The sequence below is a fragment of the Oceanicaulis sp. genome (assembly GCF_051859625.1).
Taxonomy (GTDB): Bacteria; Pseudomonadota; Alphaproteobacteria; order Caulobacterales; family Maricaulaceae; genus Oceanicaulis.
Map to the genome: position 1 here is coordinate 629,433 of NZ_JBHYFH010000002.1, position 24,541 is coordinate 653,973.

The 24,541-nt window shown below is 62.2% G+C and carries 22 protein-coding genes; 9 read left to right on the plus strand and 13 right to left on the minus strand.

Annotated features, from left to right (window positions below):
• The first annotated feature begins 166 nt into the window (after positions 1-166).
• Both ACTIGF_RS12610 and ACTIGF_RS12615 read left to right on the plus strand, forming a co-directional pair.
• On the plus strand, positions 167-3,514 hold the full coding sequence (locus ACTIGF_RS12610) for an autotransporter domain-containing protein (RefSeq protein WP_439637210.1): 3,348 nt from the start codon (positions 167-169) through the stop codon (positions 3,512-3,514).
• Positions 3,515-3,825: 311 nt separating this feature from the next.
• Positions 3,826-4,434: a hypothetical protein gene (locus ACTIGF_RS12615; protein ID WP_439637211.1), complete on the plus strand. Its 609-nt coding sequence runs from the start codon at positions 3,826-3,828 to the stop codon at positions 4,432-4,434.
• Here the strand turns inward: ACTIGF_RS12615 and ACTIGF_RS12620 are convergent.
• Positions 4,431-4,838: an ACT domain-containing protein gene (locus tag ACTIGF_RS12620; RefSeq protein ID WP_439637212.1), complete on the minus strand. Its 408-nt coding sequence runs from the start codon at positions 4,836-4,838 to the stop codon at positions 4,431-4,433. The genes ACTIGF_RS12615 and ACTIGF_RS12620 overlap by 4 nt on opposite strands.
• A gap of 83 nt (positions 4,839-4,921) precedes the next feature.
• On the opposite strand from ACTIGF_RS12620, the gene parE reads away from it, so the two are divergent.
• Together parE and ACTIGF_RS12630 are read left to right on the plus strand one after the other, a co-directional pair.
• Positions 4,922-7,084 (plus strand): DNA topoisomerase IV subunit B, encoded by a 2,163-nt coding sequence (parE, locus tag ACTIGF_RS12625; protein ID WP_439637213.1) that lies wholly within the window; start codon positions 4,922-4,924, stop codon positions 7,082-7,084.
• Positions 7,085-7,236: 152 nt separating this feature from the next.
• Entirely contained in the window at positions 7,237-8,034 is a 798-nt protein-coding gene (locus tag ACTIGF_RS12630; protein WP_439637214.1) for a hypothetical protein, read from the plus strand.
• 51 nt (positions 8,035-8,085) lie between these two features.
• On the opposite strand, the gene ACTIGF_RS12635 is transcribed toward ACTIGF_RS12630, so the two are convergent.
• Positions 8,086-8,931 (minus strand): penicillin-binding transpeptidase domain-containing protein, encoded by an 846-nt coding sequence (locus ACTIGF_RS12635; protein WP_439637215.1) that lies wholly within the window; start codon positions 8,929-8,931, stop codon positions 8,086-8,088.
• Positions 8,932-9,138: 207 nt separating this feature from the next.
• On the opposite strand from ACTIGF_RS12635, the gene ACTIGF_RS12640 reads away from it, so the two are divergent.
• The 4 genes from ACTIGF_RS12640 to ACTIGF_RS12655 all read left to right on the plus strand — a co-directional run bounded on the left by ACTIGF_RS12640 (position 9,139) and on the right by ACTIGF_RS12655 (position 14,693).
• Positions 9,139-10,566: an amidohydrolase gene (locus ACTIGF_RS12640; protein ID WP_439637216.1), complete on the plus strand. Its 1,428-nt coding sequence runs from the start codon at positions 9,139-9,141 to the stop codon at positions 10,564-10,566.
• Entirely contained in the window at positions 10,566-11,837 is a 1,272-nt protein-coding gene (locus tag ACTIGF_RS12645; protein WP_439637217.1) for an amidohydrolase family protein, read from the plus strand. Before ACTIGF_RS12640 ends, ACTIGF_RS12645 begins: the two co-directional genes overlap by 1 nt.
• A gap of 172 nt (positions 11,838-12,009) precedes the next feature.
• Positions 12,010-13,536 carry a DEAD/DEAH box helicase gene (locus tag ACTIGF_RS12650; RefSeq protein WP_439637218.1) on the plus strand — a complete coding sequence of 509 codons (1,527 nt, stop codon included), beginning with the start codon at positions 12,010-12,012 and terminating at the stop codon, positions 13,534-13,536.
• A gap of 95 nt (positions 13,537-13,631) precedes the next feature.
• Positions 13,632-14,693 carry a GGDEF domain-containing protein gene (locus ACTIGF_RS12655; RefSeq protein ID WP_439637219.1) on the plus strand — a complete coding sequence of 354 codons (1,062 nt, stop codon included), beginning with the start codon at positions 13,632-13,634 and terminating at the stop codon, positions 14,691-14,693.
• A gap of 87 nt (positions 14,694-14,780) precedes the next feature.
• On the opposite strand, the gene ACTIGF_RS12660 is transcribed toward ACTIGF_RS12655, so the two are convergent.
• The 11 genes from ACTIGF_RS12660 to ACTIGF_RS12710 all read right to left on the minus strand — a co-directional run bounded on the left by ACTIGF_RS12660 (position 14,781) and on the right by ACTIGF_RS12710 (position 23,600).
• Positions 14,781-15,383, minus strand: a complete 603-nt coding sequence (locus ACTIGF_RS12660) for a glutathione S-transferase (protein ID WP_439637220.1) — start codon at positions 15,381-15,383, stop codon at positions 14,781-14,783.
• A 76-nt stretch (positions 15,384-15,459) separates the two neighbouring features.
• A complete protein-coding gene (locus ACTIGF_RS12665; RefSeq protein ID WP_439637221.1) occupies positions 15,460-15,819 on the minus strand; it encodes a HesB/IscA family protein in 360 nt (119 codons plus the stop codon).
• Positions 15,820-15,829: 10 nt separating this feature from the next.
• Positions 15,830-16,276: an SUF system Fe-S cluster assembly protein gene (locus ACTIGF_RS12670; protein WP_439637222.1), complete on the minus strand. Its 447-nt coding sequence runs from the start codon at positions 16,274-16,276 to the stop codon at positions 15,830-15,832.
• 14 nt (positions 16,277-16,290) lie between these two features.
• Positions 16,291-17,532, minus strand: coding sequence for a cysteine desulfurase (locus ACTIGF_RS12675; protein WP_439637223.1), 1,242 nt, complete (start codon positions 17,530-17,532; stop codon positions 16,291-16,293).
• Complete coding sequence (sufD, locus tag ACTIGF_RS12680) at positions 17,532-18,629, minus strand: Fe-S cluster assembly protein SufD (RefSeq protein ID WP_439637224.1); 1,098 nt, start codon at positions 18,627-18,629, stop codon at positions 17,532-17,534. Before sufD ends, ACTIGF_RS12675 begins: the two co-directional genes overlap by 1 nt.
• Complete coding sequence (sufC, locus tag ACTIGF_RS12685) at positions 18,629-19,393, minus strand: Fe-S cluster assembly ATPase SufC (RefSeq protein WP_439637225.1); 765 nt, start codon at positions 19,391-19,393, stop codon at positions 18,629-18,631. The genes sufD and sufC overlap by 1 nt, the downstream gene beginning before the upstream one ends.
• Positions 19,394-19,494: 101 nt before the next feature.
• Entirely contained in the window at positions 19,495-20,151 is a 657-nt protein-coding gene (locus ACTIGF_RS12690; RefSeq protein WP_439637226.1) for a hypothetical protein, read from the minus strand.
• Positions 20,144-20,461, minus strand: a complete 318-nt coding sequence (locus tag ACTIGF_RS12695; protein ID WP_439637227.1) for a hypothetical protein — start codon at positions 20,459-20,461, stop codon at positions 20,144-20,146. Before ACTIGF_RS12695 ends, ACTIGF_RS12690 begins: the two co-directional genes overlap by 8 nt.
• Before the next feature lie 3 nt (positions 20,462-20,464).
• Positions 20,465-21,976 carry a Fe-S cluster assembly protein SufB gene (sufB, locus tag ACTIGF_RS12700; protein WP_439637228.1) on the minus strand — a complete coding sequence of 504 codons (1,512 nt, stop codon included), beginning with the start codon at positions 21,974-21,976 and terminating at the stop codon, positions 20,465-20,467.
• A 20-nt stretch (positions 21,977-21,996) separates the two neighbouring features.
• Positions 21,997-23,136 carry a cysteine desulfurase family protein gene (locus ACTIGF_RS12705; RefSeq protein WP_439637229.1) on the minus strand — a complete coding sequence of 380 codons (1,140 nt, stop codon included), beginning with the start codon at positions 23,134-23,136 and terminating at the stop codon, positions 21,997-21,999.
• Positions 23,133-23,600 carry an Rrf2 family transcriptional regulator gene (locus ACTIGF_RS12710; protein WP_439637230.1) on the minus strand — a complete coding sequence of 156 codons (468 nt, stop codon included), beginning with the start codon at positions 23,598-23,600 and terminating at the stop codon, positions 23,133-23,135. Before ACTIGF_RS12710 ends, ACTIGF_RS12705 begins: the two co-directional genes overlap by 4 nt.
• A gap of 233 nt (positions 23,601-23,833) precedes the next feature.
• Between ACTIGF_RS12710 and ACTIGF_RS12715 the strand changes: the two genes are divergently transcribed.
• Positions 23,834-24,517, plus strand: coding sequence for an alpha/beta hydrolase (locus tag ACTIGF_RS12715; protein WP_439637231.1), 684 nt, complete (start codon positions 23,834-23,836; stop codon positions 24,515-24,517).
• Positions 24,518-24,541 lie beyond the last annotated feature (24 nt).

A 24,541-nucleotide genomic window follows, 5' to 3' on the forward strand; every position in this document is an offset into this window, starting at 1 on the left:
AGGGCGGCCGTTCGCATTTGGGAACCCGTTTTGGGCAAAGCGCGAAAAATGGCTGCGGCGCGCGGGCTTGCAATGGTCGACGTGCGCAAAACCATGGGCTAGAAAGATGGGATGACGCACGTTTGGTTCACAAGTTGTGAACCTGCGCCTGACCGGAGACCGACGCATGCGCCGCAGCCTTTTCGCCGCCGTTTCCCTGACCGCCCTCATCGCTTCGCCAACCTGGGCGCAAGAGACGATCAACGACGAACGCACCGAACCGGTCCAGACTTCTGATGCAGACGGCGCCGGCAACGCCGATGACATCGTCATCGGCACCAATGGGCGCGTCACGCTGATCGGCGTTCCGGGACCCGCTGTGCACGTCGACTCCAACAATGACCTGACGACGAACAGCGGTTCGATCATCCGGATCAATGATCGCGACGCGGACGGCGACGCCGTCAATGTGGACGGCGCGGTCGGTGTCCAGATTGATCCAGGCGTCGAAAGCGACTTCGTGCATAACGGCCGCATCATCCTTGATGACAGTGACGATCCTGCCGATAGCGGAACCGATGACCTGGTTGATTCAGATCTCGACGGTCAGGTGGATGATCCGGATCAGGAAGCTGACGGTCCCTTCGCTCAGGACCAGAACAAGACTGGCCTCCTGATCGGCGCGGTGGATTCCGACTTCAACCCGATCGCCAATCAGGACGCGGTGACGGGCGATGTGACCATTACCGGCAGCGGCACAGTCAATGTGCAGGGACAAAACAGCTTTGGCGTGCGGGCTGTCACTGATCTTGACGGCGATTTCATCGTCAACGGCTCAGTGGGCGTCACCGGTGAAGGCAGCCGCGCCATTTCACTGGAAGGCGATGTCAGCGGTGATGTTGATCTTCGCACGGTCTCTGCTGTCACCCCGGGTGGCGAGGCCGTCGTTATTGAAGGTGATGTTGGAGGCGGCATTCGCGCCAACGGCACGATCCAGGCTTACGGCTACCGCATCACGACGCGCTACAATCAGACCCTGATGGCTCTGTTTGAAAATGAAGCAGAGGCTGCTGAGCGCGGCGATGTCGCCGACAATCTTGATTCAGGCTCCGCCTTTCTGATCGCAGGCTCGGTCGCAGATGGCGTTTTCATCTCTTCAGCCGGCACGGTCCAGGCCTACACCGGCGGCGGCGCGGGTCTGGAGATTCGTCCCGATGAAGACGGTTCCGGAGATGTGGTGATCGGCGAAGTCGCTCTGCCCGACGATTACACCAGCGACCGCACAGATGATGACGACGATGGCGACCAGCTCGGCTTTGGCGTCGTCAACGAAGGCGCCATCAGCAATAATGGCGTGTTTGACGGCAAGGACGCCACAGCCATTCTTGTGGTCGGACGCAATGACAACGGCGTCTTGCGCTCCGTGATCCTGGGCGCTGACGGATTTTCAAACGTCGGCACGGTCACAGCCACCGCATATGACGGTCGCGCTGTCGCCATGCATTTCGGCGAAGGCGCCCAGGCGGACACGCTCCAGAATACCGGCGCCATCCGCTCTTCTTCGATACTCGGCCATGCCGAGGATGGATTCGCCGACGACGCTTATGGCTCTGGTGAAGCGGTCGCGATTGATCTGGATGAGAATTCTCAGATCCGCAGCATTCTGAATGAAGCGGGAGCCATCTCGGCGTCTCTCGTCCGTGGCGGACAAAGCGCCGTTGCGATTCGCTCCAATGACGACAGCCTCGAAGAAATTCATAATACAGGCGCGATCACGGCGTTCATCAGCAGCATCGACGACGCCTTCTCCGCTGACGACATCGACCTGATCGCCGTAGACGCCCGCAACAATAATGGCGGCCTGAGCATCATTCAGGAGCAAGGCTTTGATGATGACGGCGAGGCGTTGTCCGCCCCCGTCATCAATGGCGACATCTTGCTGGGCGACGGCGATGACCGGGTCGAAATCCTTGCGGGCTCCGTGAATGGCGACATCGCCTTCGGCCTGGGTTCGGACGTGCTGATCATCGACAACGCCACGCTGAACGGCGCATTGAGCGATGCGGACGGCGATCTTGTGCTCGACGTCACCAATGGTCAGATCGGCCTGACCGGTACGGACGCGCTGGCCCTGCGCGACGCCGTGTTCCGCAATGGCGGCGTTCTGGAAGTCACCATCGACACCGCTGATCGCTCGAACGCCTTTTTGAACGCATCCGGCGACGTCACTTTCGAGGAAGGCTCGTCCCTGTCCGTGGGGCTCGCCAACATGATCGGTCAGGGCGGCGACTTCGACATCGTCTCAGCCGGCAATCTGACGCTGGCCGATGCAGACGGCACGTTGACCACGACTGAGTCACCCTTCCTCTATAACGCCTCTCTGCAACGCTCCAGCGAAGACGAGAACAAGATCGTTCTGACGCTTCAGCTGAAGACCGCGGATGAGTTGGGCATGCACGCCAACCAGGCCGCCGCCTATGACGAAGCCCTCGCCGCCTTCGAAACCGTTGAGAGCCTGGGCGCGGCCTTTGCAAGCCTGCGCAGCGCTGAAGAGTTTTATGGCGCGTATGATCAGCTGCTGCCTGAATACGCCGCCAGCGCGATCCAGTTCGCCCTCGCCTCCAATGATGCGGCCGCGGGCGCGCTTCAGGGCCGCTTGAGCAATGCGCGCCTTGCGCCTGACAATCTGGCGGGCGTCTGGATTCAAGAGTTTGGCTATTATGCTGACCGCTCCGGCTCCGCTCTGGGCTCGGGCTATCGTGGTCAGGGCGTCGGCCTCGCTGTCGGCCTGGATCGCCCGGTGGGTCCGTTCTACGCCGTGGGCGTTCAGCTCGTGGGCGCCGCCAGCGAAATCGAAGAAACCAACGGCTTTGATCAGCCCATGGTGTCTCTGACCGGTCAGATCGGCGGCTATGCCGCGATGGATCTCGGCGGATTTGATATCTCGGGCAATATCGGCATCGGCTATGACTATTTTGAAATCGACCGTGAAATCCGGATTGGTGACTTCAGCGCGCTGACCAGCGCCGACTGGAGCGGCTGGCACGCCACCGCGAGCCTGCAAGCCGGTCGTGATTTCGCCTTCGGCGAGTGGGTGCTGCGCCCTGAAGCGGCCGTGACCTATCTGTCCTTGTTTGAAAGCGGCTACACCGAGACCACGTCCGGCAGCAATGCGGATGCGATCAGCGGTCTCGCGCTGATGGTCGATGACCGTGATTCCTCGACAGTCCTGGGATCGGGCACGCTGACCCTCGCGCGCCGCTTCGGCACGGACGTGTCCTGGTGGGCGCCCTCGATCCGGGTCGGTTATCGCGGCGAATTCTCCAGCTCGGGCGGTGAGACCACGGCGCAGTTCGGCCAGGACGGAAATCCGTTCACCCTACGCTCCCAACAGCTCTCCAACACAGGCGCGCTGGTCGGATTCGGATTTAGCGCAGGATCGGACTACTCCACCTTCACCTTTGCGTATGACGCTGATATTCGGGATGATTTCGTACGCCATGTCGCCCGGTTGGTGATCCGCCTGACGTTCTAGGCGACAACCGCACATAGCCCAATTGCACGTCTCAGGGGAATCTGGTAAGGCTTTTTCGTCTTCCTGTCCTGACCCCATGCATAGACGGCGAAGACATGGGTCGGCGCGTGCGACGCAGGCGCGCCGACCCTTTTTTTTGGAGCTCGCCATCGCTCCGCTCAGGCGATCCTCGCTAAAGCTGCGGGCGGCCTTTGGCCTTGCGAACCTGTCAGGTTCGATTTGGAGCTCGCCATCGCTCCGCTCAGGAGCTCCTCGCTGAAGCTACGGGCGCGTTTCATCGCTGGTTAACCGTGTCCGGCGAGACTGACAGCATGGTTTTCAGGTCAGTCATCATAGGCGTTCTTAGCCTCGTTCTGCTGTCAGGGTGCGCGTCAGGGCCGCCTGACCAGGTCCATGACGCCTGCCTGATCCTTGAGGACAATCGCAGCTGGTGGCGCGACCTGCAGCGCACCGAGCGCCGCTGGGGCCTTTCGCCCGGAACCCAGCTCGCCTTCTTGAAAAAAGAATCAAGTTTCAACCGCAATGCGCGCCCGGCGCGGCGGCGATTGCTGGGCGTCATTCCCGGCGCGCGTCCCTCTTCCGCCTTTGGCTACGCTCAGGCTCTGGACGGCACCTGGGACTGGTATCGTGAAGACACGGGACGACGCGGCGCGGACCGGAATGATTTTGGCGACGCGGTGGATTTCATCGGCTGGTACGCCAACAAATCCCAACGCCTGTCCGGGATTTCCCTCAATGACCCGTATTCGCTCTATCTCGCCTATCATGAGGGGCATGGCGGGTATAACCGGCGCACCTATCGCAACAAGGACTGGCTTTTGCGCGCCGCGCGCACCGTCCAGACCGATGCGGAACGCTATGACCGCCAGATCAGCCGCTGCGAGCGACGTCTGGGGCGTAGACTGATCCCGTTTTTCTAGGCGCTCTGGCCGCCTGACAGCCGTTTGAGCACGCTCAAGGCCTCGTCCGCCCTGTCCTCCGGCACGAACACATGGTCATGGTGAAGCGCAGCGACGACATTGGCGCTGACCCCCGCCTCCGCCAGCGCCTGACTGACCGCCGCCGTCAGTCCCACAGCCTCCAACGCCGAGTTCACGTCAAGCGTGATGCGGCGGCAGATAAAGACAGGTTCAATCCCCTGATCCTCGAGCCGTTTGAGCGGCGCGATCACCGACCGCCCCTCCTCCTCCTCAAACACCGCGATAGGCGACAGCACATCCAGCGCCTGTGAACGCGGAGACGCGGCATAAGCGTAACGCTCAGGGTCGAGCACAGGACTCAACTGGCGCAACAACACGTCCAGATCGGAGATAGGCGGCGTCATGATCGACTTTCCACATGGCAATGCGTCTCGGGCTGCGTCCTCCCACTACACGATGGGCCGACGCTAGGGCAGATTACGATGTGATGGCTGATGATTCGCAAGACGATCTGTTTTCCGCTCCGTCGGCGCCCAAAGGGCCCGCGACGCCGTCCGCCCCGCGCGAGACGGCGCCTGCTCCTGCGCCCAATTCAGCGCCGGTTTCAGAACCGCCGAGCTCGCCCTCGCCAGAGCCCGTAGCGGCGGCGCCGAAACCAGCGCCCAAGCCTACACCCAAACCCGCCAGCCCGCCGCCTGCGGCGTCCGCTGAGAACAAGGGTTATGACGCCTCCTCGATCGAGGTGCTGGAAGGGCTGGAGCCCGTCCGCAAACGCCCCGGCATGTATATCGGCGGCACCGATGAACGCGCGCTTCATCACCTGTTCGCGGAAATCCTCGACAACTCCATGGACGAAGCGGTGGCGGGTCACGCTGACCGTATCGAAGTCATCATGGATGAGGATGGCTTTGTCTCAGTCAGTGACAATGGCCGCGGCATTCCTGTCGATCCGCACCCGAAATTCCCCGACAAGTCCGCGCTGGAAGTGGTGATGACCACGCTCCACGCCGGCGGCAAGTTCTCTGACAAGGCGTACCAGACCGCCGGCGGCCTGCACGGCGTCGGCATTTCTGTGGTGAACGCCCTGTCTGAACTGGTCGAGGTGGAAGTCGCACGCGACAAGACGCTGTGGCGCCAAGTCTATGTGCGCGGTCTGCCGCAAGGTCCGGTGGAGAAAGTGGGCGCCGCTCCCAATCGCCGCGGCACCACGGTGCGGTTCAAACCCGATGCCGAGATTTTCGGCCCGCGCGCCGTCCTGAAAGCGCCGCGCATTTTCAACATGGCGCGCGCCAAGGCCTTCTTGCGCCGTGGCGTCCAAATTCGGTGGAAATGCCCCGAAACCCTGGTCGAAGGCACCGAAATTCCGGCCGAAACCACCCTCGCCTTCCCTGGCGGGCTTGCTGACCGACTGACCGAGCTGACGCCCAATTCCTCGCTGGTCACCGAGCAGTTCGCCGGACGGGTGGAACGTGACGGCCGCATGGGCGCCGTGGAATGGGCGGTCGCCTTTTCCGAAAACGGCTTCGGCCCCGATGACAGCTTCTGCCAAAGCTATTGCAACACGGTTCCCACCCCCATGGGCGGCACCCACGAACAGGGCTTGCGCGCCGCGCTGTCCAAGGGGCTGCGCGCCTATGGCGAGCTGGCCAATGTGAAAAAAGCCGCCCAGATCACGGCTGACGACGTGATGGGCGGCGCGGGCATTCTGGTGTCGGTTTTCATCAAGGATCCCGAGTTCCAGGGCCAGACCAAGGACCGGCTCTCAACCGCCGAGGCCGGGCGTCTGGTGGAGCAGGCCATTCGCGACCAGTTCGATCACTGGCTCGCCGGCCGTCCCAAAGACGCCGCCCGCCTTGTGGAATGGGCGGTGGAGCGCGCCGAGGACCGCCTCAAGCGCAAGCGCGAGAAAGAGGTCAAACGCCAGTCTGCGACTCGCAAGCTGCGCCTGCCGGGCAAGCTGGCCGATTGTTCGCAAAACTCCGCCGAGGGCGCCGAACTGTTCCTGGTGGAGGGCGATTCCGCAGGCGGGTCCGCCAAACAGGCGCGTGACCGGAAAACACAAGCCATCCTGCCACTGCGCGGCAAGATCCTGAACGTGGCTTCCGCCACGGCCGACAAGATCGCAGCGAACCAGGAAATCTCGGACCTGCTGCTGGCCTTGGGCGTACAGCCGGGCAAGAAGTTCGACCTTGAGGATCTGCGCTATGAGCGCGTGATCATCATGTGTGACGCCGATGTGGACGGCGCCCATATCGCGGCCCTGCTTGCGACCTTCTTTTATAAATTCCTGCCCGGTCTCATTGAGTCGGGCCGCCTGTTTATGGCCCAGCCGCCGCTCTATCGCCTGACCCAGGGCGGCAAGACGCTCTACGCCCAGGACGACGCGGAAAAAGATCACCTGCTGGAAACCGCCTTCAAGAAGGGCAAGGTCGAGGTGGGCCGCTTTAAAGGTCTGGGCGAGATGACGCCGCCCCAGCTCAAATCCACCACCATGCTTCGCGAAAGCCGTTCGCTGGCCCGAGTGGTGGTGACCCCGGAGATGCGCGAAAGCGCGGACGCTCTGGTGGAGACCCTGATGGGCAAGAAGCCCGAGCTGCGCTTCCAGTTCATTCAGGACCATGCGCCCTTCGTGGAAGACGTGGACGTCTGATCCCTCACTGCAGAAACGTTCAAAACCCCGAAAGGCGAATTGTTTATATGGATTCGCCTGTAAGTTGTTTTTGATCTAGGGTGACTCTCGCATCAGGGGCGACGCCGTTTCATACAGCCCCTCAAACCGATGCTGGTGTGACGGAGTTCGCCATGACTGATCGGCTTACATGCCTGCTCGCTGCTCTGGCCCTGTGGTGCCTGGGCGCGCCCGCCCTTGCTCAGGGGAATGAACCCCCGGATGCGGATGCGTTTGATTCAGCTACAAACTTTCTGGCGTGCCGCGGAAATGGGTTCGCCTTGTGCTATTATTCCGGCCCGGCCGGGGATCAACCGACACAGTCGGGAACAAGCTCCCCGCCCCTGCCCTGCAATCCCAATCTCGAGGATACCGCCGCGTGCACCTGCTACGCGCTTCCCGGCGGCATGCACGAAGACGAGCTGATCTGGAATTATGTCGAGATCGGCTCCATCCTCAATGAGTCCGTTCGTCACGACACCATGGAGCTGTGCCATGAAGACGGCTCCAATTGTCTGAACATGAAGAACCAGCGCGACATCTGTCAGGAAGTGGACGGGGTGATCGCGGATGCTGAACAATGCCAGATGGCGCCCGTCTGCGCCGCACTCGGCAATCCTGCGGCTGGCGTCCCACAAACACTCTATCCAGAGCTTGAGAACGCCGTGCTGATCTCGACCTTCTCATTCATTTACAGCGATGTGCACGAATTCGGCTCCACCGATTGCACTCAGATCGACACCCCCTCCTATGCCGGTTGCATGACGGCGCCGTGCCGTGAGGATGAGAATGGCCTGACGACCTGCGACTGTCCGGTCGTGGACGGGCCCTACCAGGTCGGTCAGGAATATGAGGACCTGCAGTGCGATATCGGCCCGCATATCTGGTCCGCCGCCTACCACGAACCGTCCGACTCTGATTCTGAAGACTAATCCCCCCTCAGACAGTTGAGCGGGCTCTCTTAGAGAGCCCGCTTGCTGGCTTCAGTCGATTTGCGCGGTCACATCGAACAGGATGATTTCCGCCATCTCGCGCCGAAAGGTTCGTATCCCGTTGAAGCTCGATGCTTCAGCATGCAGGGCGAAGACGAGCGGCTCGCGGTCCTCACGCGTCAGATAGCCCACATACCAGCCTTCAAATCGGCCCTCCATATCGCCCAGCACCACAGGACCCGCGCCAGTCTTGCCATGAAGCTCGCCATCAGGGCGCTGCCCCGCCTGAGACACCTCATCAAGGGCGGCGAGGCTCGCTTCACTCACGCCTAGCTCCCGATTCAGCAGCCGCTCGAGGAAATCGACCTGCTCGCGCGGTGAGATTTCCAGGGTGTGATCCAGCCAGAATGTATCGGAGCCGTCAGCGACCTCGGCATCGCCATAGGACCAGGCGGGCAGTATTTCCTGATAGGTCGGCGTCCCGATCTCGACCGCCAGATCCTGAAACGCCCAGGCGGCCGAGCGGATGAAGGCGGTTCTCAAGGTCTGATCCTGACGCCAGTCATCGGGCCAGTACTCGGCTGGTGGACGACGCTCGGGATCCCAGGGCAGCTCGGTCTCAAGGCTTTCGGCGGCGCCTGTTTCCAGCGCAATTACCAGATTGGGGATCTTGAAGGTCGACCACGGCCCGCGGCGGCGGTCTGCTTCGCTGCCCTCAAGCACATAGGTGGTTCCGGTCTCCAGATCACGGGCGACAAAGCTGACCTGACGATCGCCAATCGTCTCGAGATGATCGTCACGACTCAAAGTGACATCAGCCGGTTCAGGCTGCGCCAGCGCGGAGCCGCTGACCCCAAGCGCAATGAGCACGCCCAGGCGGCATACGAGTAAGTTCATCGCAATATCCTCTTCCTCATTTCTCTCCCGGGTACGGGGGCATCAAGGCGAAGACAGGGCCAAACTGGCGCTTTCACAAGGAGAATGCGCCTCCGCGGCGGGCAAATGTTATCAAGTAACCCCTTCCCTCACCCCTTGGAAATAAGTCAGTCTGCGCGCTTCGCGATCCGCGTCTCGCAAATGACGCGACAATTAGGGGAGACTTCTGTGCACAGAACACTCAAAGCGCTTGGCGCGTCGATTGCGGCTTTGTCCGTGCTCGGCCTCGCCGCGTGCTCATCTGAAACCGGGTCCAGTTCAGGATCCAGCGGCGATGTCGACGTCGTCCGCTATGAACCCAATCCGTTTCCGAGCACGTATGAACCCATTCCGTCCGGCGTCACCCTGATCACCGGCGCCACCGTGTTTGACGGCGTCGGCGGCGAGCTGGAAAATACCGACATCCTGATCGAGGATGGCCGCATCGCCGCAATCGGCCAGGGGCTGCAAGCGCCCGAAGGCGCGAGCGTGATCGACGCTGATGGCCGTTACATCACACCGGGCGTTGTGGATATTCACTCGCATCTGGGCGTGTACCCCTCGCCTGCCGTGAACGCGCACTCGGACGGCAATGAAGTCACCAGCCCCGTCACGGCTGAGGTCTGGGCCGAGCATGGCGTCTGGCCGCAAGATCCCGGTTTTGACACTGCGCTGGCGGCGGGCGTCACCACGCTTCACGTCCTGCCAGGCTCGGCGAACCTGTTTGGCGGACGCGGCGTCACCCTGCGCAATGTGCCGTCCCGTTCGGTGCAGGGCATGAAATTCCCCGACGCGCCCTACACGCTGAAAATGGCGTGCGGTGAAAACCCCAAGCGCGTTTACGGCAATCGCGGCCAGGCGCCGGGCTCACGCATGGGCAATGTGGCCGGCTATCGTGAAGCCTGGCAGCGCGCCGTGGAATACCGTCGCTCCTGGAACGAGTATTGGGAAGCGGCTGACAACGGCGAGGACGCCAACCCGCCGACGCGCAATCTGGAGCTGGACACGCTGATGGGCGTGCTCGACGGCGAAATCCTGGTGCAGATGCATTGCTATCGCGCGGATGAAATGGTGCAGATCCTCGATATGGCCGATGAGTTCGGCTACCAGGTCACCACGTTCCACCACGCCGTCGAAGCCTATAAAATCCCCGACGTCCTGGCCGAGCACAACACCTGTGCGGCGGTGTGGGCGGACTGGGGCGGCTTCAAGATGGAAGCCTATGACTCCATTCGCGAGAACCTGCCGCTCACCCATGCCGGCGGCGCGTGCGCGATGATCCACTCAGACAGTGATCTGGGCATTCAACGCCTCAATCATGAAGTGGCCAAGGCGCTCTCTGACGGACGCCGAATGGGTCTGGACATCTCTGATGCGGACGCGGTGAGCTGGTTCACCTCCGCGCCAGCCCGTGCGCTCGGCATTTTTGAAGAGACCGGTTCCATCGAAGAAGGCAAACGCGCCGACATCGTGCTGTGGTCGGGTCATCCCTTCTCCAGCTACGCGCTGGCGGACACCGTCTATATCGACGGCGCCCTCATGTTTGATCGTGCTGATCCGGATCGCCGCACCATTCGCGACTTCATGCTGGGTCAGCCCGGTGAAGGAGACTACTAATGAAAAAGCTCCTGACATCCTTAATGCTGGCCGCCGCCGTGATGGCGCCCGCCAGCGCCCAGACGCTCGTGATCAACAATGGCCGTGTGGTGACCAACACCTCCACCGGGGTCATCGAGAATGGCGGCGTGGTCATTCGTGACGGCGCTATCGTCGACGTCGGCTCAAGTGTCTCCATTCCTGACGGCGCCGAAGTCATCGACGCCCAGGGCGGCTGGATCACGCCGGGCCTGTTCCACCCGCATACCCAGCTGGGTCTGATCGAGGTGGGCGCCGAGCCCTCCACCCATGACGATGCGGCGGACGAGTCGAGCTTCACCGCGGCCATCGATGTGGCGGACGGCTTCAACCCGTCAGGCACCCATATCGATTCCGCCCGCATCGAAGGCCTGACCCGGTTTGCGGTTCACCCCAACACCGGTTCGGCCATCCTGGCCGGTCGCGGCGCTCTGGCGGACGCCAGCGGCGAGCCTGACAGCCTGTTCGCCACACGTCAGTTCATGCTGGTGGACATGTCCCAGTCCGGCGCCCGCACGGCTGGCGGCTCTCGCACGGCGGCCTGGGCCTTCCTGCGCGCGGCTATCGAGGACGCCCGGTTCTACCCGGGACGTTTCATGTCGCACCATGAAGGCGACGCCATTGACCGCTATGACGCCGCCGCGCTGGTGGGCGCGGTGCGTGGGGAAATGCCGCTGGTGATGATCATGGACCGGGCGGCGGATATCCGCCGCGCCATCGCCTTCGCCGCGCAATATCCCGCCATCAACATCATCATCGCCGGCGGCGCGGAAGCGCATCTGGTGGCCGATGAGCTGGCGGCGGCGGACATTCCGGTCATCTATGACCCGATGCGTAACCTGCCTGACAGCTTTGACACCCTCGCCTCCACCAATGAAGGCGCGGCGATCATGCATGATGCAGGCGTCCAGCTGGCCTACACCACGGTGGGGTCGGATCTGTACTTCAACCCGCGGCTTCTGGCCCAGCACGCCGGCATCGCCGTCGCGCACGGGGCGGACTGGGACGACGCTTTCCGGGCGATCACCCTGACGCCGGCTGAAATCTATGGCGTCGGCGACCAGTATGGCGCGCTGGCGACGGGATATGTGGCGGACGTGGTGGTCTGGGACGGTGATCCGCTCGAAGTGATGAGCGCGCCGACTCACGTGCTCATCAATGGCGAAACTCAGAGCCTTGAGACCCGCCAGACGCGTCTGCGGGACCGTTACGCCGAGGTGACGAATGATCACGCCTACGCTTATGAGCACTAAATCGCGTCCCTAAAACACCACACCAGGGCGATTTAGTCACAGAAAAGGGCCGGCCGCGTTGACAGCGCGCGCCGGCCTTTTATGTTCGCGCCACGCAGATGCGCCGGAATGATCGGCGCCGGTAAGACGAGATCGACCCCGATCTTGGCCGATTTAGCGACTTCAGAGGCGCATGACGTTTGAAGACCTCGGGCTGAGCCCCGCACTCCTTTCAGCAATTGCTGACGCTGGTTACGAAAAGCCCACCCCGATCCAGGAGGGCGCCATTCCCGTTGCGCTCACCGGACGCGACGTGCTGGGCATCGCCCAGACCGGCACCGGCAAGACCGCATCCTTCACCCTGCCCATGATCGAGCGCCTGTCGCGCGGCCGCGCCCGCGCCCGCATGCCGCGCTCTCTGGTGCTGGCGCCCACGCGCGAGCTGGCGGCGCAGGTGGCTGATAACGTCAAGCTCTACGCCAAGAACCACAAGCTCAACATGGCGCTCTTGATCGGCGGCGTCTCGTTTGAGCCGCAAAAACGCATTCTCGATCAGGGCGCCGATATCCTGATCGCCACGCCGGGGCGGCTTCTGGACCATTTCGAGCGCGGCGGCCTGTTGCTGACCGGCGTCGAAATCCTCGTCATCGACGAAGCTGACCGGATGCTGGATATGGGCTTCATCCCCGATATCGAACGCATTCTCAAACTGCTGCCGCCGCGTCGTCAGACCTTGTTCTTCTCGGCCACCATGCCGGGAGAGATCAAGCATCTGGTCGATAACTTCCTCAACGACCCGGTGCGGGTTGAAGTGGCGCGTCCGGCGCAAACCGCAGAGCTGATCACCCAGTACATTCTACGGGTGTCCGACAATCAGGCGCGCACCAAGCGCGAAGCCCTGCGCGACGCCATCAACCGCGACACCGTGAAAAACGGCATCATCTTCTGCAATCGCAAGCGCGATGTGGATGTGGTCGCCCGCTCGTTGCAGCGTCACGGTTTTTCCGCGGCGCCGATCCATGGCGACCTTGATCAAAGCCAGCGCACCAAAACACTGGCCGACTTCAAGTCCGGCGAGCTGCGCCTGCTGGTCGCGTCTGACGTGGCCGCGCGCGGCCTCGACATTCCCGCCGTCAGCCATGTGTTCAACGTGGACATTCCGCGAAACGCCGACGATTACGTCCACCGTATCGGACGTACCGGCCGCGCAGGCCTGAAAGGCGAAGCGGTGACCCTGGTCTCGGCTGAAGACGCCAAGGCCCTCGCCAAGGTCGTCAAGCTGATTGGCAAGGAACCTGAAGAGCTCAAGCTCGACGGCTCTTCGGCCACACAAGCGCCCAGCACGCCCACCGCAGAGCCTGTCTCCTCTGAAGCAACCAGCGAAGACAAGCCCAAGCCTCGCCGCCGGTCGCGCTCGCGCAACAAACCCGACGCCAGCAAGGCCCAGGCGAACGCCTCTGAGACCCCGGATGTGGCGGCCCCTGAAGACGCGCCTGCAATGGCGGAGGCTCCGGTTGAAGCGCGCGCCCATGAAGAGCCTCAGCCCTCAGAGCGCGCCGCGCCCAGAGAGCGGTCCTCGCGGTCACAGCGCTCCTCTCGTCAGGACCGTTCGTCGCGTCAGGACCGTTCGTCGCGTCAGGACCGTCATGAGCGGGACACGTCACCGGTTGGTTTCGGCGATCATGTTCCAGAATTTTTGCTCCGTCCCGCCTTTCCCTAGGCAAAAAATGGTCGGCGTTTACCCGATCTTTTGATTCAGAGCACATACTTCCCGCCAAGAACCGCTCAATAGCGGTCCAAGGTCAGGGGTATGCTTTGAACGGTCGTCTACACGCTGCTGAAGGGATCGAAATCGGGCGCAAGGCGCTGGATTTGATGGCGAGTCTCGGACTTGTTCCCACGCCACATAACTATGCGGTCTTTACGGCATACGTGTCTGACACCATTCCTGATTTATGCTCTGTCATTCAAAGCCATATTGACCGGGACGAACCCTTGTCCTCCGAGCTTCTCGAAGATCTCTACGACACGCATTTCAGCTTCAAACGCATCCAGAGCGCTGTTCTGGATGCGGGCGGCGCCATGAGCCGTGAGCTGGGCTCCGTCGTTCAAACCCTGCAGGCCGCTGAACGCGACACCGCCGCCTATGGCGCGGAACTCGCGGGCGCCACGGGCCGTCTGGACAAGGTCACAGACGCTTCTGGAATCAAACAGATGGTTGAAGGCCTGGTCGCGGCGACCGCTCGCATGCAACGCCGGTCCCGTGATCTGGAACGCCGTCTTCAGGAGACCAGTCAGGAAGTCAATCAGCTTCGCAGCAATCTGGAAAAAGTGCGCGAAGAAGCGATGACTGACGCACTGACCGGTATCGCAAACCGCAAACGCTTTGACGAATCCATGCGCAAGTCGCGCCGGGACGCAGACCTGAACGGCACCCCGTTCTCCCTGGTGCTGTGTGACATCGACCATTTCAAGCGCTTCAACGACACTTGGGGCCATCAGACGGGCGATCAGATCATCCGGTTCGTCTCCGCTTGCCTGGCCCGCTATGCGTCTGATCATCATGTAGTGGCGCGCTATGGCGGTGAAGAGTTCGGGATCGTCATGCCGAACACATCGCTGCAGGACGCCGCCGAGATCGCCGAGAGAATCCGTCAGATCGTTGAGAGCAAACGTCTGCTGCGCAAGTCCACCAATGAAGATCTGGGCAACATCACGATCTCCATGGGCGTCTCACAATTCAGACCGTCTGAAGTGGTGGAATGCCTGATAGAACGGTGCGACGCCAATCTGTACAAGTCCAAGCAGCAAGGCCGAAACCGCGTCACCACGGATACTGCAAACGCGTCCGGAGACCGGGGAGTCGCAGCCGCCTGAAAGGCTCGCAACAGCTTCATATGAATAACAAAAAGCGCCCTCAGCCGCATGGCTGAGGGCGCTTTTTGTCGGCGAACACATGCCGTCCTAGACGGCCGGCGGGCGGGTCTGTTCAAAGCTGGCGCGCTGATCCCACCGCGCGGCGAACGCCGCCAATTCAGGATAAGTCTCCCGCCAGTTCAGCTCGGCGAACCTCAGGTCCAGATAATGAAGCGCAATGGCGACGCTCAGGGCGCCCAGATCAACAGAGCGCTCATATTGGGAACGATCCTGGTTTAACGCGTCCAGAGTGCGCCGGACGCCACGTTCCCAACGCTCTGACCAGAAATCCCATTGCTTGTCGGCGTCTCGCTGCATCTCGATGCGGCGACCAATCGTCAGGTCGATCAGCCCATCGGCCAAGGCCTGCTGGCGCATCACAAGAATTCGGCTCTCACCACGACGGGGAATCCAGTTCTCCTCGTCCATTCTGTCGATGAACTCGCAAATCAACGGAGAATCCATCAAGGCAGGCGCGCCATCGCGGTCCAGCGCCGGCACCTTGCCGAGCGGATTGATAGCCAGCAGCTCTTCTGGATCACTCCGGGGGTCGCACTCGATCACTTCGATCTTGCGCTCAAGGCTTTTCTCGATGATCAGCGCCCGGCATTTACGCGCATAGGGCGAAGTGGGAGAGACATACAATTTCACAGCGCCAGTCCTCTATTGGGATCGGCATGTGGCCGCGACGCCCGTTGAAAGGCAAGCAGAGGATACAGATATCGGCCTAATCGGCGAGCTGTGCGGGCACCAGAGTCACACTCTCGCCACAACCGCAGGCGTCGGTTTCATTGGGATTGCGGAACACGAATTTGGCGTGCAAGGGCGTGATTTCATAGTCAATCTGCGCGCCCAGCATGAAGAGCAGGGATTTGGAATCCACCACAATCTCCACGCCCTGATCCTCGACCCGTTCGTCCAGCGGATCCGGCTCGGACACGTAATCCATGACGTATTCCATGCCGGCGCAACCGCCATTTTTCACACCCACGCGCAAATAGCCGGCGTCACGATCCGCCATCAGCTTTTTGACGCGCTCAGCGGCGGCTTCGGTCAGGGTGACGGCTTTGGGTCTTTGTCGGGCCATGATCGGCTCCTTAAAACATGTTCAGCGTCAGCTTGGCTTCGTCAGACATGCGGTCCGGCGTCCAGGGCGGATCGAAGGTCAGGGTCACATCCGCGCGCTCCACGCCTTTGACCGTTTCACACGCATCGCGCACCCAGCCCGGCATTTCACCCGCGACCGGACAGCCCGGCGCCGTAAGCGTCATTTCGACTTTCAGGCTGTGATCGGGCTCCAGATCGACCTGGTAGATCAATCCCAGCTCGTAAATGTCGACCGGGATTTCCGGGTCAAACACCGTTTTCAACGCCTCGATCACATCATGAGTGATGCGCTCTATCTCTTCTTGCGGAATATCCTGATCCGGCGCGGCGTCCGACGACGCTTCCGGTTCAGCCGAAGTCGGCGCGTCCAGGGTCATGGACGGGGCGGCGCCCAGATCCATCATGTCGCGCTCAGAGCTTTTGTTGTCAGTATCCATGCTCGTCATACTCTCTAGATGAGAAAGCTCTTGGCTTTTCGCAACGCCTCAAGCGCCGCATCCACATCAGCTTCGGTGTTGTAGGCGGCGAAGCTGGCGCGCAGCGTGCCGGCGACGCCAAACCGCTGCATCAGCGGGTGGGCGCAGTGATGGCCCGCCCGGACAGCGACGCCATACTTGTCCATGAGCTGAGCCAGGTCATGCGGGTGCGCGCCCTCAAGACTGAACGAGGTGATGGCGCCCTTGTCTTGCGTGCGCCCATAAATGGTCGCGCCCTCAAACTCGGCGAGCCCCGCTTCGAACCGGTCCATCAGCTGGCGCTCATGCTCCATCAAAGCGATCCGGTCGAGGCCGCACATCCAGTCCAGCGCTGCGCCCAGCCCAATGACTTCGGCGATCACCGGCGTGCCGGCTTCGAACTTGTGCGGCGCATCGGCGTAGACCACGCCGTCCTCGCGCACTTCAGCGATCATTTCGCCGCCGCCCTGATAGGGGCGCAACCGGTCCAGCCAGTCGCCCGCCGCATAAAGCGCGCCGGCGCCGTTGGGGCCGTATAGCTTGTGGCCGGTCACCACGTAGAAGTCACACCCGAGCGCCTTCACATCGACCGGCATGTGAACCGCGCCCTGAGAGCCGTCCACCAGCACGGCGGCGCCGACGGCATGGGCTTTCTGCACAATCGTCTCGATGGGCGAAATGGTGCCCATCACGTTGGACATATGAGTGATGGCGACCAGCTTGGTGCGCTCGGTCACAAGGGCGTCGAACGCGTTCATGTCCAGCGCGCCGTCATCGGTCACCGGCGCCCATTTGAGCACCACGCCCTTGCGTTCACGCAAGAAGTGCCAGGGCACGATGTTGGAATGGTGCTCCATCTGGCTGAGTATGATCTCGTCGCCCTCGCCCAGCGTCGCGCCAAAGCTGTCAGCGACCAGATTGATCGCCTCGGTGGCGCCGCGCGTGAAGACGATCTGGTCGGCATGATCCGCGCCCAGAAAGCGCGCCATCTTGCCCCGGCTCGCTTCAAAGGCTTCGGTCGCCTCATTGGCCAGCGTATGAAGGCCGCGATGGACGTTGGCGTAGGAATGACGCCAGACATCCGCCACCGCCTCGATCACCGCTTCAGGCTTCTGCGCGGATGCGGCGCTGTCGAGATAGACCAGCGGCTTGCCGTTCACTTCACGGCTGAGGATCGGGAACTGGCTGCGGATTTGCGCCACATCCAGACCGCGCACGGGTTTGCGTTCTGCAGACATCAAAGCGCCTCCAGCGCCGCCAGCAAGCGCGTCATCAGGCGCTCGCGGTCATCCTCGTCGCGAATACGTTCGATCGGTTCGGCCAGAAAGCTTTGCGTCAGAAGCGCACGCGCTTTGGCGTCCGGCAGGCCGCGCTGGCGCATGTAGAACAACGCGTCTTCGTCCAGTGCGCCAAAGGCGTTGCCATGGGCGCAGACCACGTCATCGGCATAAATCTCAAGCTCGGGCTTGGCGTCGATCTCGGCCTTGGAGTCCAGCAACAATCCGCGATGCTGCATCTGGGCGTCGGTCTTCTGCGCCGCTTGCTCCACATGGATCTTGCCCTGGAACACGCCCTTGCCGCCCTTGGCGGCCGCGCCCTTGAACAGCTCAGCTGTCGCTCCGTTCGGGCCCACATGGCGCACGACGGAAGTCTGGTCGAGATGCAGCCCGTCGCTCAGCACATAAGCGCCGTCGAGGCGCAGCTCGGCGCCCTCGCCGGCATGGTTCACATGGGTTTCAAGACGCGCCAGCCTGGCCCCAAACCCCAAGGTGGTCTGGTTCAGCGTCGCGCCCGGCGCCAGATCAATCAGGCTGGTGACGACCAAAGCCGCATCCGGCGAGGCGTCCTGCTCGATGATCCGGTCCAGCTGCGCGCCCGGCATCACCACGATCACGAGCGTCAGGTTCGCGAACCCGTCCGCCTCAACAGCGTAGCTTTCAATCAGCTCCGCCTTCACGCCTTCCGGCACAAGCACCAGAACCTGTTGATGCGCAAAGCCCTTGGTGGCTTCGACGCCCAGCTCCAGCCGTTCGCCGTCTTCCAGCGTGTAGACCTGAATGTCCTCGCCCAGCGCCGAAGCGAGGCGCGGCATGAGGAGGCCCGGCTCTTCGTCCTGCTCGGCCCAGGCGTCAGGCTCGCGTGAGATGGTGAAAGTCAGAACGCCCGGCTCGGCGGACAGTTTGCCAACCACCGTACGCAGATCGGTCCATTTCCACTCTTCCACGCGGCGATTGGGCAGGCCCTGTTCGGAGAGAAGAGCGCGCAAGGGCGCGTCCTCGGGCAGCTGACCAATCAGCGCCGTCTCCATATCAGTGAGTTTGACAGCCGCACCCATTACGCCGCCTCGCCTGCGTATTTGTCATAGCCTTCTTTTTCGAGCTTGTGCGCCAGCTCCGGCCCGCCCGTTTCCTGGATGCGGCCCGCCGCCATCACATGCACCACGTCCGGTTTGAGGTAGTCGAGCAGACGCTGATAGTGGGTGATCACCAGCATGCCGCGCTTTTCATTACGCAGGGCGTTCACGCCCTCAGCGACCACCTTGAGGGCGTCGATATCGAGGCCGGAATCGGTCTCGTCGAGGATCAGGAATTTTGGCTGCAGCATCAGCGCCTGGAAAATCTCCATGCGCTTCTTCTCGCCGCCCGAAAAGCCCACATTCACCGGGCGCTTGAGCATGTCATTGCTGATGCTCAGCTGAGCGGCGGCTTCGCGCGCCAGTTTCATGAAGGCCGGCGCCGGCACTTCATCCTCGCCGCGCAGACGTTTTTGCGCGTTCAGCGCTTCCTTCACGAAGGTCAGCGTCGGCACGCCGGGAATTTCGACCGGATACTGGAAGGACAGGAAAACGCCCGCTGCGGCGCGCTCTTCAGGCGCCATCTCGGCGAGGTCCTGACCCTCAAAGATCATCGATCCGCCGGTGATCTCATACCCGTCACGGCCCGACAGCACGTAAGACAGGGTGGACTTGCCGCAGCCATTGGGCCCCATGATGGCGTGGACCTCTCCTGCCGGGACTTTCAGGCTGACGCCCTTGAGAATTTCACGGCCGTCGCCGTCTTCCGCATCCACACGCGCTTTGAGATCGTCAATCACCAACATGGTCGTCTTCCTTATCGTCGCGCCGGCGCATGAGAGGGAGGCCGGCTCGAACCCTTATTCGTCTCGGCGCTCGCCCCTGGCGCGCGCCATCTCGTCTTGTCTTACAACGCCGCCTCGCAAGCGGTCAGAAGCGCGTTCGCATCAAGCCCCGTCGCGTCAAACGCCGGGCCGGGCGTGAGCACGCAGGCGCGGTCCGCGAGATCACTGTCCAGTTCATAGGCCAGAACCAGCCCGTCATCAGACAGCACATAGGCGTGATAGGCGTACTGGACCGCCGAGCCGCGAGAAGAGATGCCCAGAAGGCCCGTCTCCTGATCGCGCTCAAGACCCAGACCGCTCACCTCGCCCGCGGGCTCAAAGCGCCCGTCAATCAGCTGTCGGATGCGGTAGACCGTGTTCACATTGCCGGTGAAGTCCGGGATGATCAGTTCGGGATCGCCGTCCTGATCAAGATCCTCCAGAGACGGGGCCGACATGGCGTTGCCATGTTCTTCGTCAAAGCTCTGCAGCTCCGCACCGCCTTCCAGCGCCAGCAGGCGGAAGTCGTACCCGCCCTCGGTGGCCGTATAGATCAGGCCGGTCGTGTCGCTCACGGATTGAACACAACCTTCCGCCAGACCCTCGCCGCACATGGCGAGGCGGGCGCTGGTCTGTTCCACAGACGGCGCCTCAGCCTCGGGTTCAGGCGGGGTGCAGGCCGTGATGGAGGCGGCGACCATCATGATCGCGCCGGAATAAATCAGCGTACGCTTAGCCATGCTCGTGTTCTTTCCCAACTTTACCAGACTGGTAATCCGCCACGGTGTGGTTCGGATCGCCCTTGCTGACGGTCGCCAGCATGATCATGCCGGCGCCAAACGCTGTCAGCATGATGAAAGGGATCACGCTCATCACCAGACCGGCACCGAGCCGCGCGCTTTCAAACCATAGCAATACGCCCAGAGCCATCGCGCCCAGAAACACGCCGACCACCGCCCAGCCTTGCCAGACAATGGGCGAGAACCGCCCTTTGAAGGCAGGCTTGCCGATATCTTCAGCGCGGCGACGTGCGAACCAGTACTGGGTCATCGCTTAGCCCACGCTCCCTTCGAGCGAGACTTTCAGGAGCGCCTGGGCTTCCACGGCGAACTCCATGGGCAGTTCCTGCAGCACTTCGCGGCAGAAACCGTTCACCAGCAGCGCCACGGCGCTTTCTTCATCAAGGCCGCGCTGACGCGCATAGAAGAGCTGTTCTTCCGAGAGCTTGGAGGTGGTCGCCTCATGCTCCAGCGTGGCTTTCGGCGTCTTGCATTCGATATAGGGCACGGTGTGCGCGCCGCAGGTATCGCCGATCAGCAGGCTGTCGCACTGGGTGAAGTTCCGCGCGCCCTCGGCTTTTGAGTGGACCGAAACCAGCCCGCGATAGGTCTGGTCGGACTTGCCCGCCGAGATCCCCTTGGAAATGATGCGCGACTTCGTATTGCGGCCCAGATGGATCATCTTGGTGCCGGTGTCGGCCTGCTGGCGGCCATTGGTCACCGCGATGGAATAGAACTCGCCCTGGCTGTTATCGCCCTTCAGGACGCAGGAGGGGTATTTCCAGGTGATGGCGGAGCCCGTCTCGACCTGGGTCCAGCTGACCTTGGAATTGCGGCCCCGGCAGTCGGCGCGCTTGGTGACGAAGTTATAGACCCCGCCCTTGCCGTCCGCATCGCCCGGCCACCAGTTCTGGACCGTGGAGTATTTGATCTCGGCGTCATCGAGCGCGACGAGCTCCACCACGGCGGCGTGCAGCTGGTTTTCATCGCGCATGGGCGCGGTGCAGCCCTCGAGATAGGACACATAGGCGCCCTCGTCCGCGATGATCAGCGTGCGTTCAAACTGGCCGGTGCCTTCGGCGTTGATCCGGAAATAAGTCGACAGCTCCATCGGGCAGCGCACGCCCTTGGGCACATAGACGAACGAGCCGTCCGAGAAGACCGCGCTGTTGAGCGTGGCGAAGAAATTGTCCGTCACCGGCACGACCGAACCGAGATATGTCTTGATCAGCTCGGGGTATTCGTGAACCGCCTCGGAGATCGGCATGAAGATCACGCCGGCCTTGGACAGCTCTTCCTTGAAGGTCGTCACCACCGAAACGGAGTCAAACACCGCATCCACGGCCACCTTGCGCTGCGACCCTTCGGTGCGCGCATCGGCGGCGCTGGCGTCCGCGCCTTCAACGCCGAGCAGGACTTCCGCCTCTTTCAGCGGAATGCCGAGCTTCTTGTAGGTGTCGAGCAGCTCCTGAGGAACCTCGTCCAAGCTCTTGTATTTGGCAGAGTCTTTCGGCGCGGCGTAATAATAGGCGTCCTGATAGTCGATCGGCGGATAGCCCACTTTCGCCCAGTCCGGCTCCTTCATCTGGGTCCAGCGGCGATACGCTTCCAGACGCCAGTCGAGCAGCCAGTCAGGCTCGCCTTTCTTGGCCGAGATGAAGCGCACGGTGTCTTCGCTCAGACCCTTCGGCGCGCGCTCTTGCTCGATCTCGGTGGTGAAGCCGTACTTGTACTTGTCAGATTCCAGCTGACGAACGTCTTCGATGGTTTCCTTGACCGCAGGCATAAGCCGCTTCCTTTTTACTCTCAGACCGCCGCGCGAGGGCGCAGGCGGGTGTATTCATTCAGCCAGGCGTTCGCGAACGCCTCGATATCGTCTTCAGTGGTCGTCCAGCCCAGCGAAATGCGCAGCGCGCTCTCCGCGTCCGCAGATGACGCCCCCATGGCTTCCAGCACCTTGGATTTGCGCACCTTGCCTGATGAGCAGGCCGATCCGGCGCTGACAGCGAAACCGTTCAGATCAAGCGCGATCACCTGGATCTCGCTGGGCCAGCCCGGCGCGGACAGACACAGCGTGTTGTCGAGCCGGTTCTCGCGCTCACCCCAAATTGTCAGTTCGGGCGCGCCCGCCTGAAGCTGCGCTTGCAAAGCATCGCGCAACCCCTTGATCCGGCTTAGCTCTTCGTCAGAGCCCGCCGCAGCCACAGCTGCGCCGAAGCCAGCGATCCCGGCCACGTTTTCAGTGCCCGCCCGTCGGCCTTTTTCCTGGCCGCCGCCGATCATTTGCGCCGCGACGCCCGCTTCGCACGCGACCGCCAGAGCGCCGACGCCTTGAGGGCCGCCGACCTTGTGCGAGGACAGCGCGGCGAACTGCGCCATGGAGCCCGCAAAATCAAACGCCGCCTTGCCCAGCATCTGGACCGCATCGATGTGATAGAGATGGCCCGCCTCGCGGATCATCCGCCCCGCCTGCTTATAAGGCTGGATCACGCCAGTTTCGTTATTCGCCGCCATCAACGCGAACAGGATTGGCGTTTCGCCTTCTTGTTCAGCGCGTTGCAGACGATCCTGAAGCCATTGCATATCCGCCGTTCCGGCAGCGGTCACCGGCCAGACTTCACAGGGCACGCCCAGCGCGCGTGCAGCAGCGCCGACCGCTTCATGCTCGATCGCGGACACGATCACACGCGTCGCGCCAGCAGCGATGCCGGCCTTGAGGCCGAGATTGTTCGCTTCGGTGCCGCCGGAGGTGAAGACCAGGTCTTCGGCACGCGCGCAAATTGCCTTGGCGATCACGCTGCGCGCCGTCTCGACGCGCGCACGCGCCGCTCGCCCCGCCCCGTGAACCGAAGACGGATTGCCGACGGCATCCAGAGCCTCGATCACGCTGGCGCGCGCTTCAGGCCGGATCGGCGCCGTGGCGTTATGATCGAGATAGACCGTCACTCCGCAGCCGCCTCCAGGGTCGCGTTCGCCGTGCGGCGCCCCATGGACAGGCCCATCACCCGGCGTTCCAGCACGTCTTCCAAAGTCACATCGCTCAGGAAGAGATGGATATGCCGGCTCAGCTCGTCCCACAGGTCGTGGGTGACGCAGCGCCGTCCGCTTTCCAGACAGCCTGCCGCCTTGCCCTGGCAACGGGTCACATCCACGGGCTCTTCAACAGCCAGCATGATGTCGGAAATGCGGGTTTCATTGAGCCCCCGCCCCAGCTTGTAGCCGCCGCCCGGGCCGCGCACAGATTTGACAACGCCGGCGCGGCGCAGTTTTGCGAACAATTGCTCAAGATAGGAGAGCGAGATTTCCTGGCGCGAGGCGATGTCACCCAGCGGCACAGGACGCTCTAGGCTGGCCTGGGCGAGATCGACCATGGCCATGACTGCATAACGCCCCTTGGTGCTCAGCTTCATGACATTATCCTTGGCTAACCCGTACAAATAAGCGCGATACGCTCGCATTGTGCGGCCCGACCGTGTTAAGAGGCCGATCCGATTGTCTAACAGCGCTCGCGTATCAGGGAGCTAGTATCCCCAGCGCGAGAGTCAAGTATTAGGACTTGGTTTTCGCATACCCCTTGCACCACCTGGAAATCAATTCCTGAGTGCAGAGCTAGGGAAATTGAAGCAGGACCCGTAAGCTTTCCATGCCCGACGTTATCATTCCCGGCCCGGCCGGCCGCCTTGAAGGCAAATACAGCCCGTCCAAGACTCCTGGCGCTCCCGTAGCGCTGATCCTGCACGCTCACCCGCGCGGCGGCGGTCATATGGACACGCCGGTCAGCACCATGATGTATGACGAGTTCAAGGAGCGCGGCTTTTCCGTGCTGCGGTTCAACTTCCGCGGCGTCGGCCGCAGCCAGGGCACGTATGACCAGGGCCTGGGCGAGTTGTCAGACGCCGCCACCGCGCTCGACTGGGCGCAGGCGCACAATCCCAACGCGTCCTATTGCTGGGTGGCCGGACATTCCTTCGGCGCCTGGATCGCCATGCAGCTTCTGATGCGCCGCCCGGAGATCGCCGGCTTCATCTCGGTGTCTCCGCCCACCAACATGTATGATTTCAGCTTCCTGGCGCCCTGCCCGGCGTCGGGCCTGATCGCGCATGGGGAATCAGACGCCATCGTGCCCCATGACGAGATGGAGCGCGCCATGAGCAAGGTGCGCACCCAGAAGGGGATCATCATGACCCATGACATCATCAAGGGCGCGGGCCATTTGTTCACCGATCACCTGGAACCGCTGGAAGCTTCGGTGAAGGCCTATCTCGACAAGCGCCTTCCTGAAGTGGATATCGAGCGCGCCGAGATGGCGAACACCGGCAAGCGCTAAGCTGTCACACGGCGCGCCCGCACA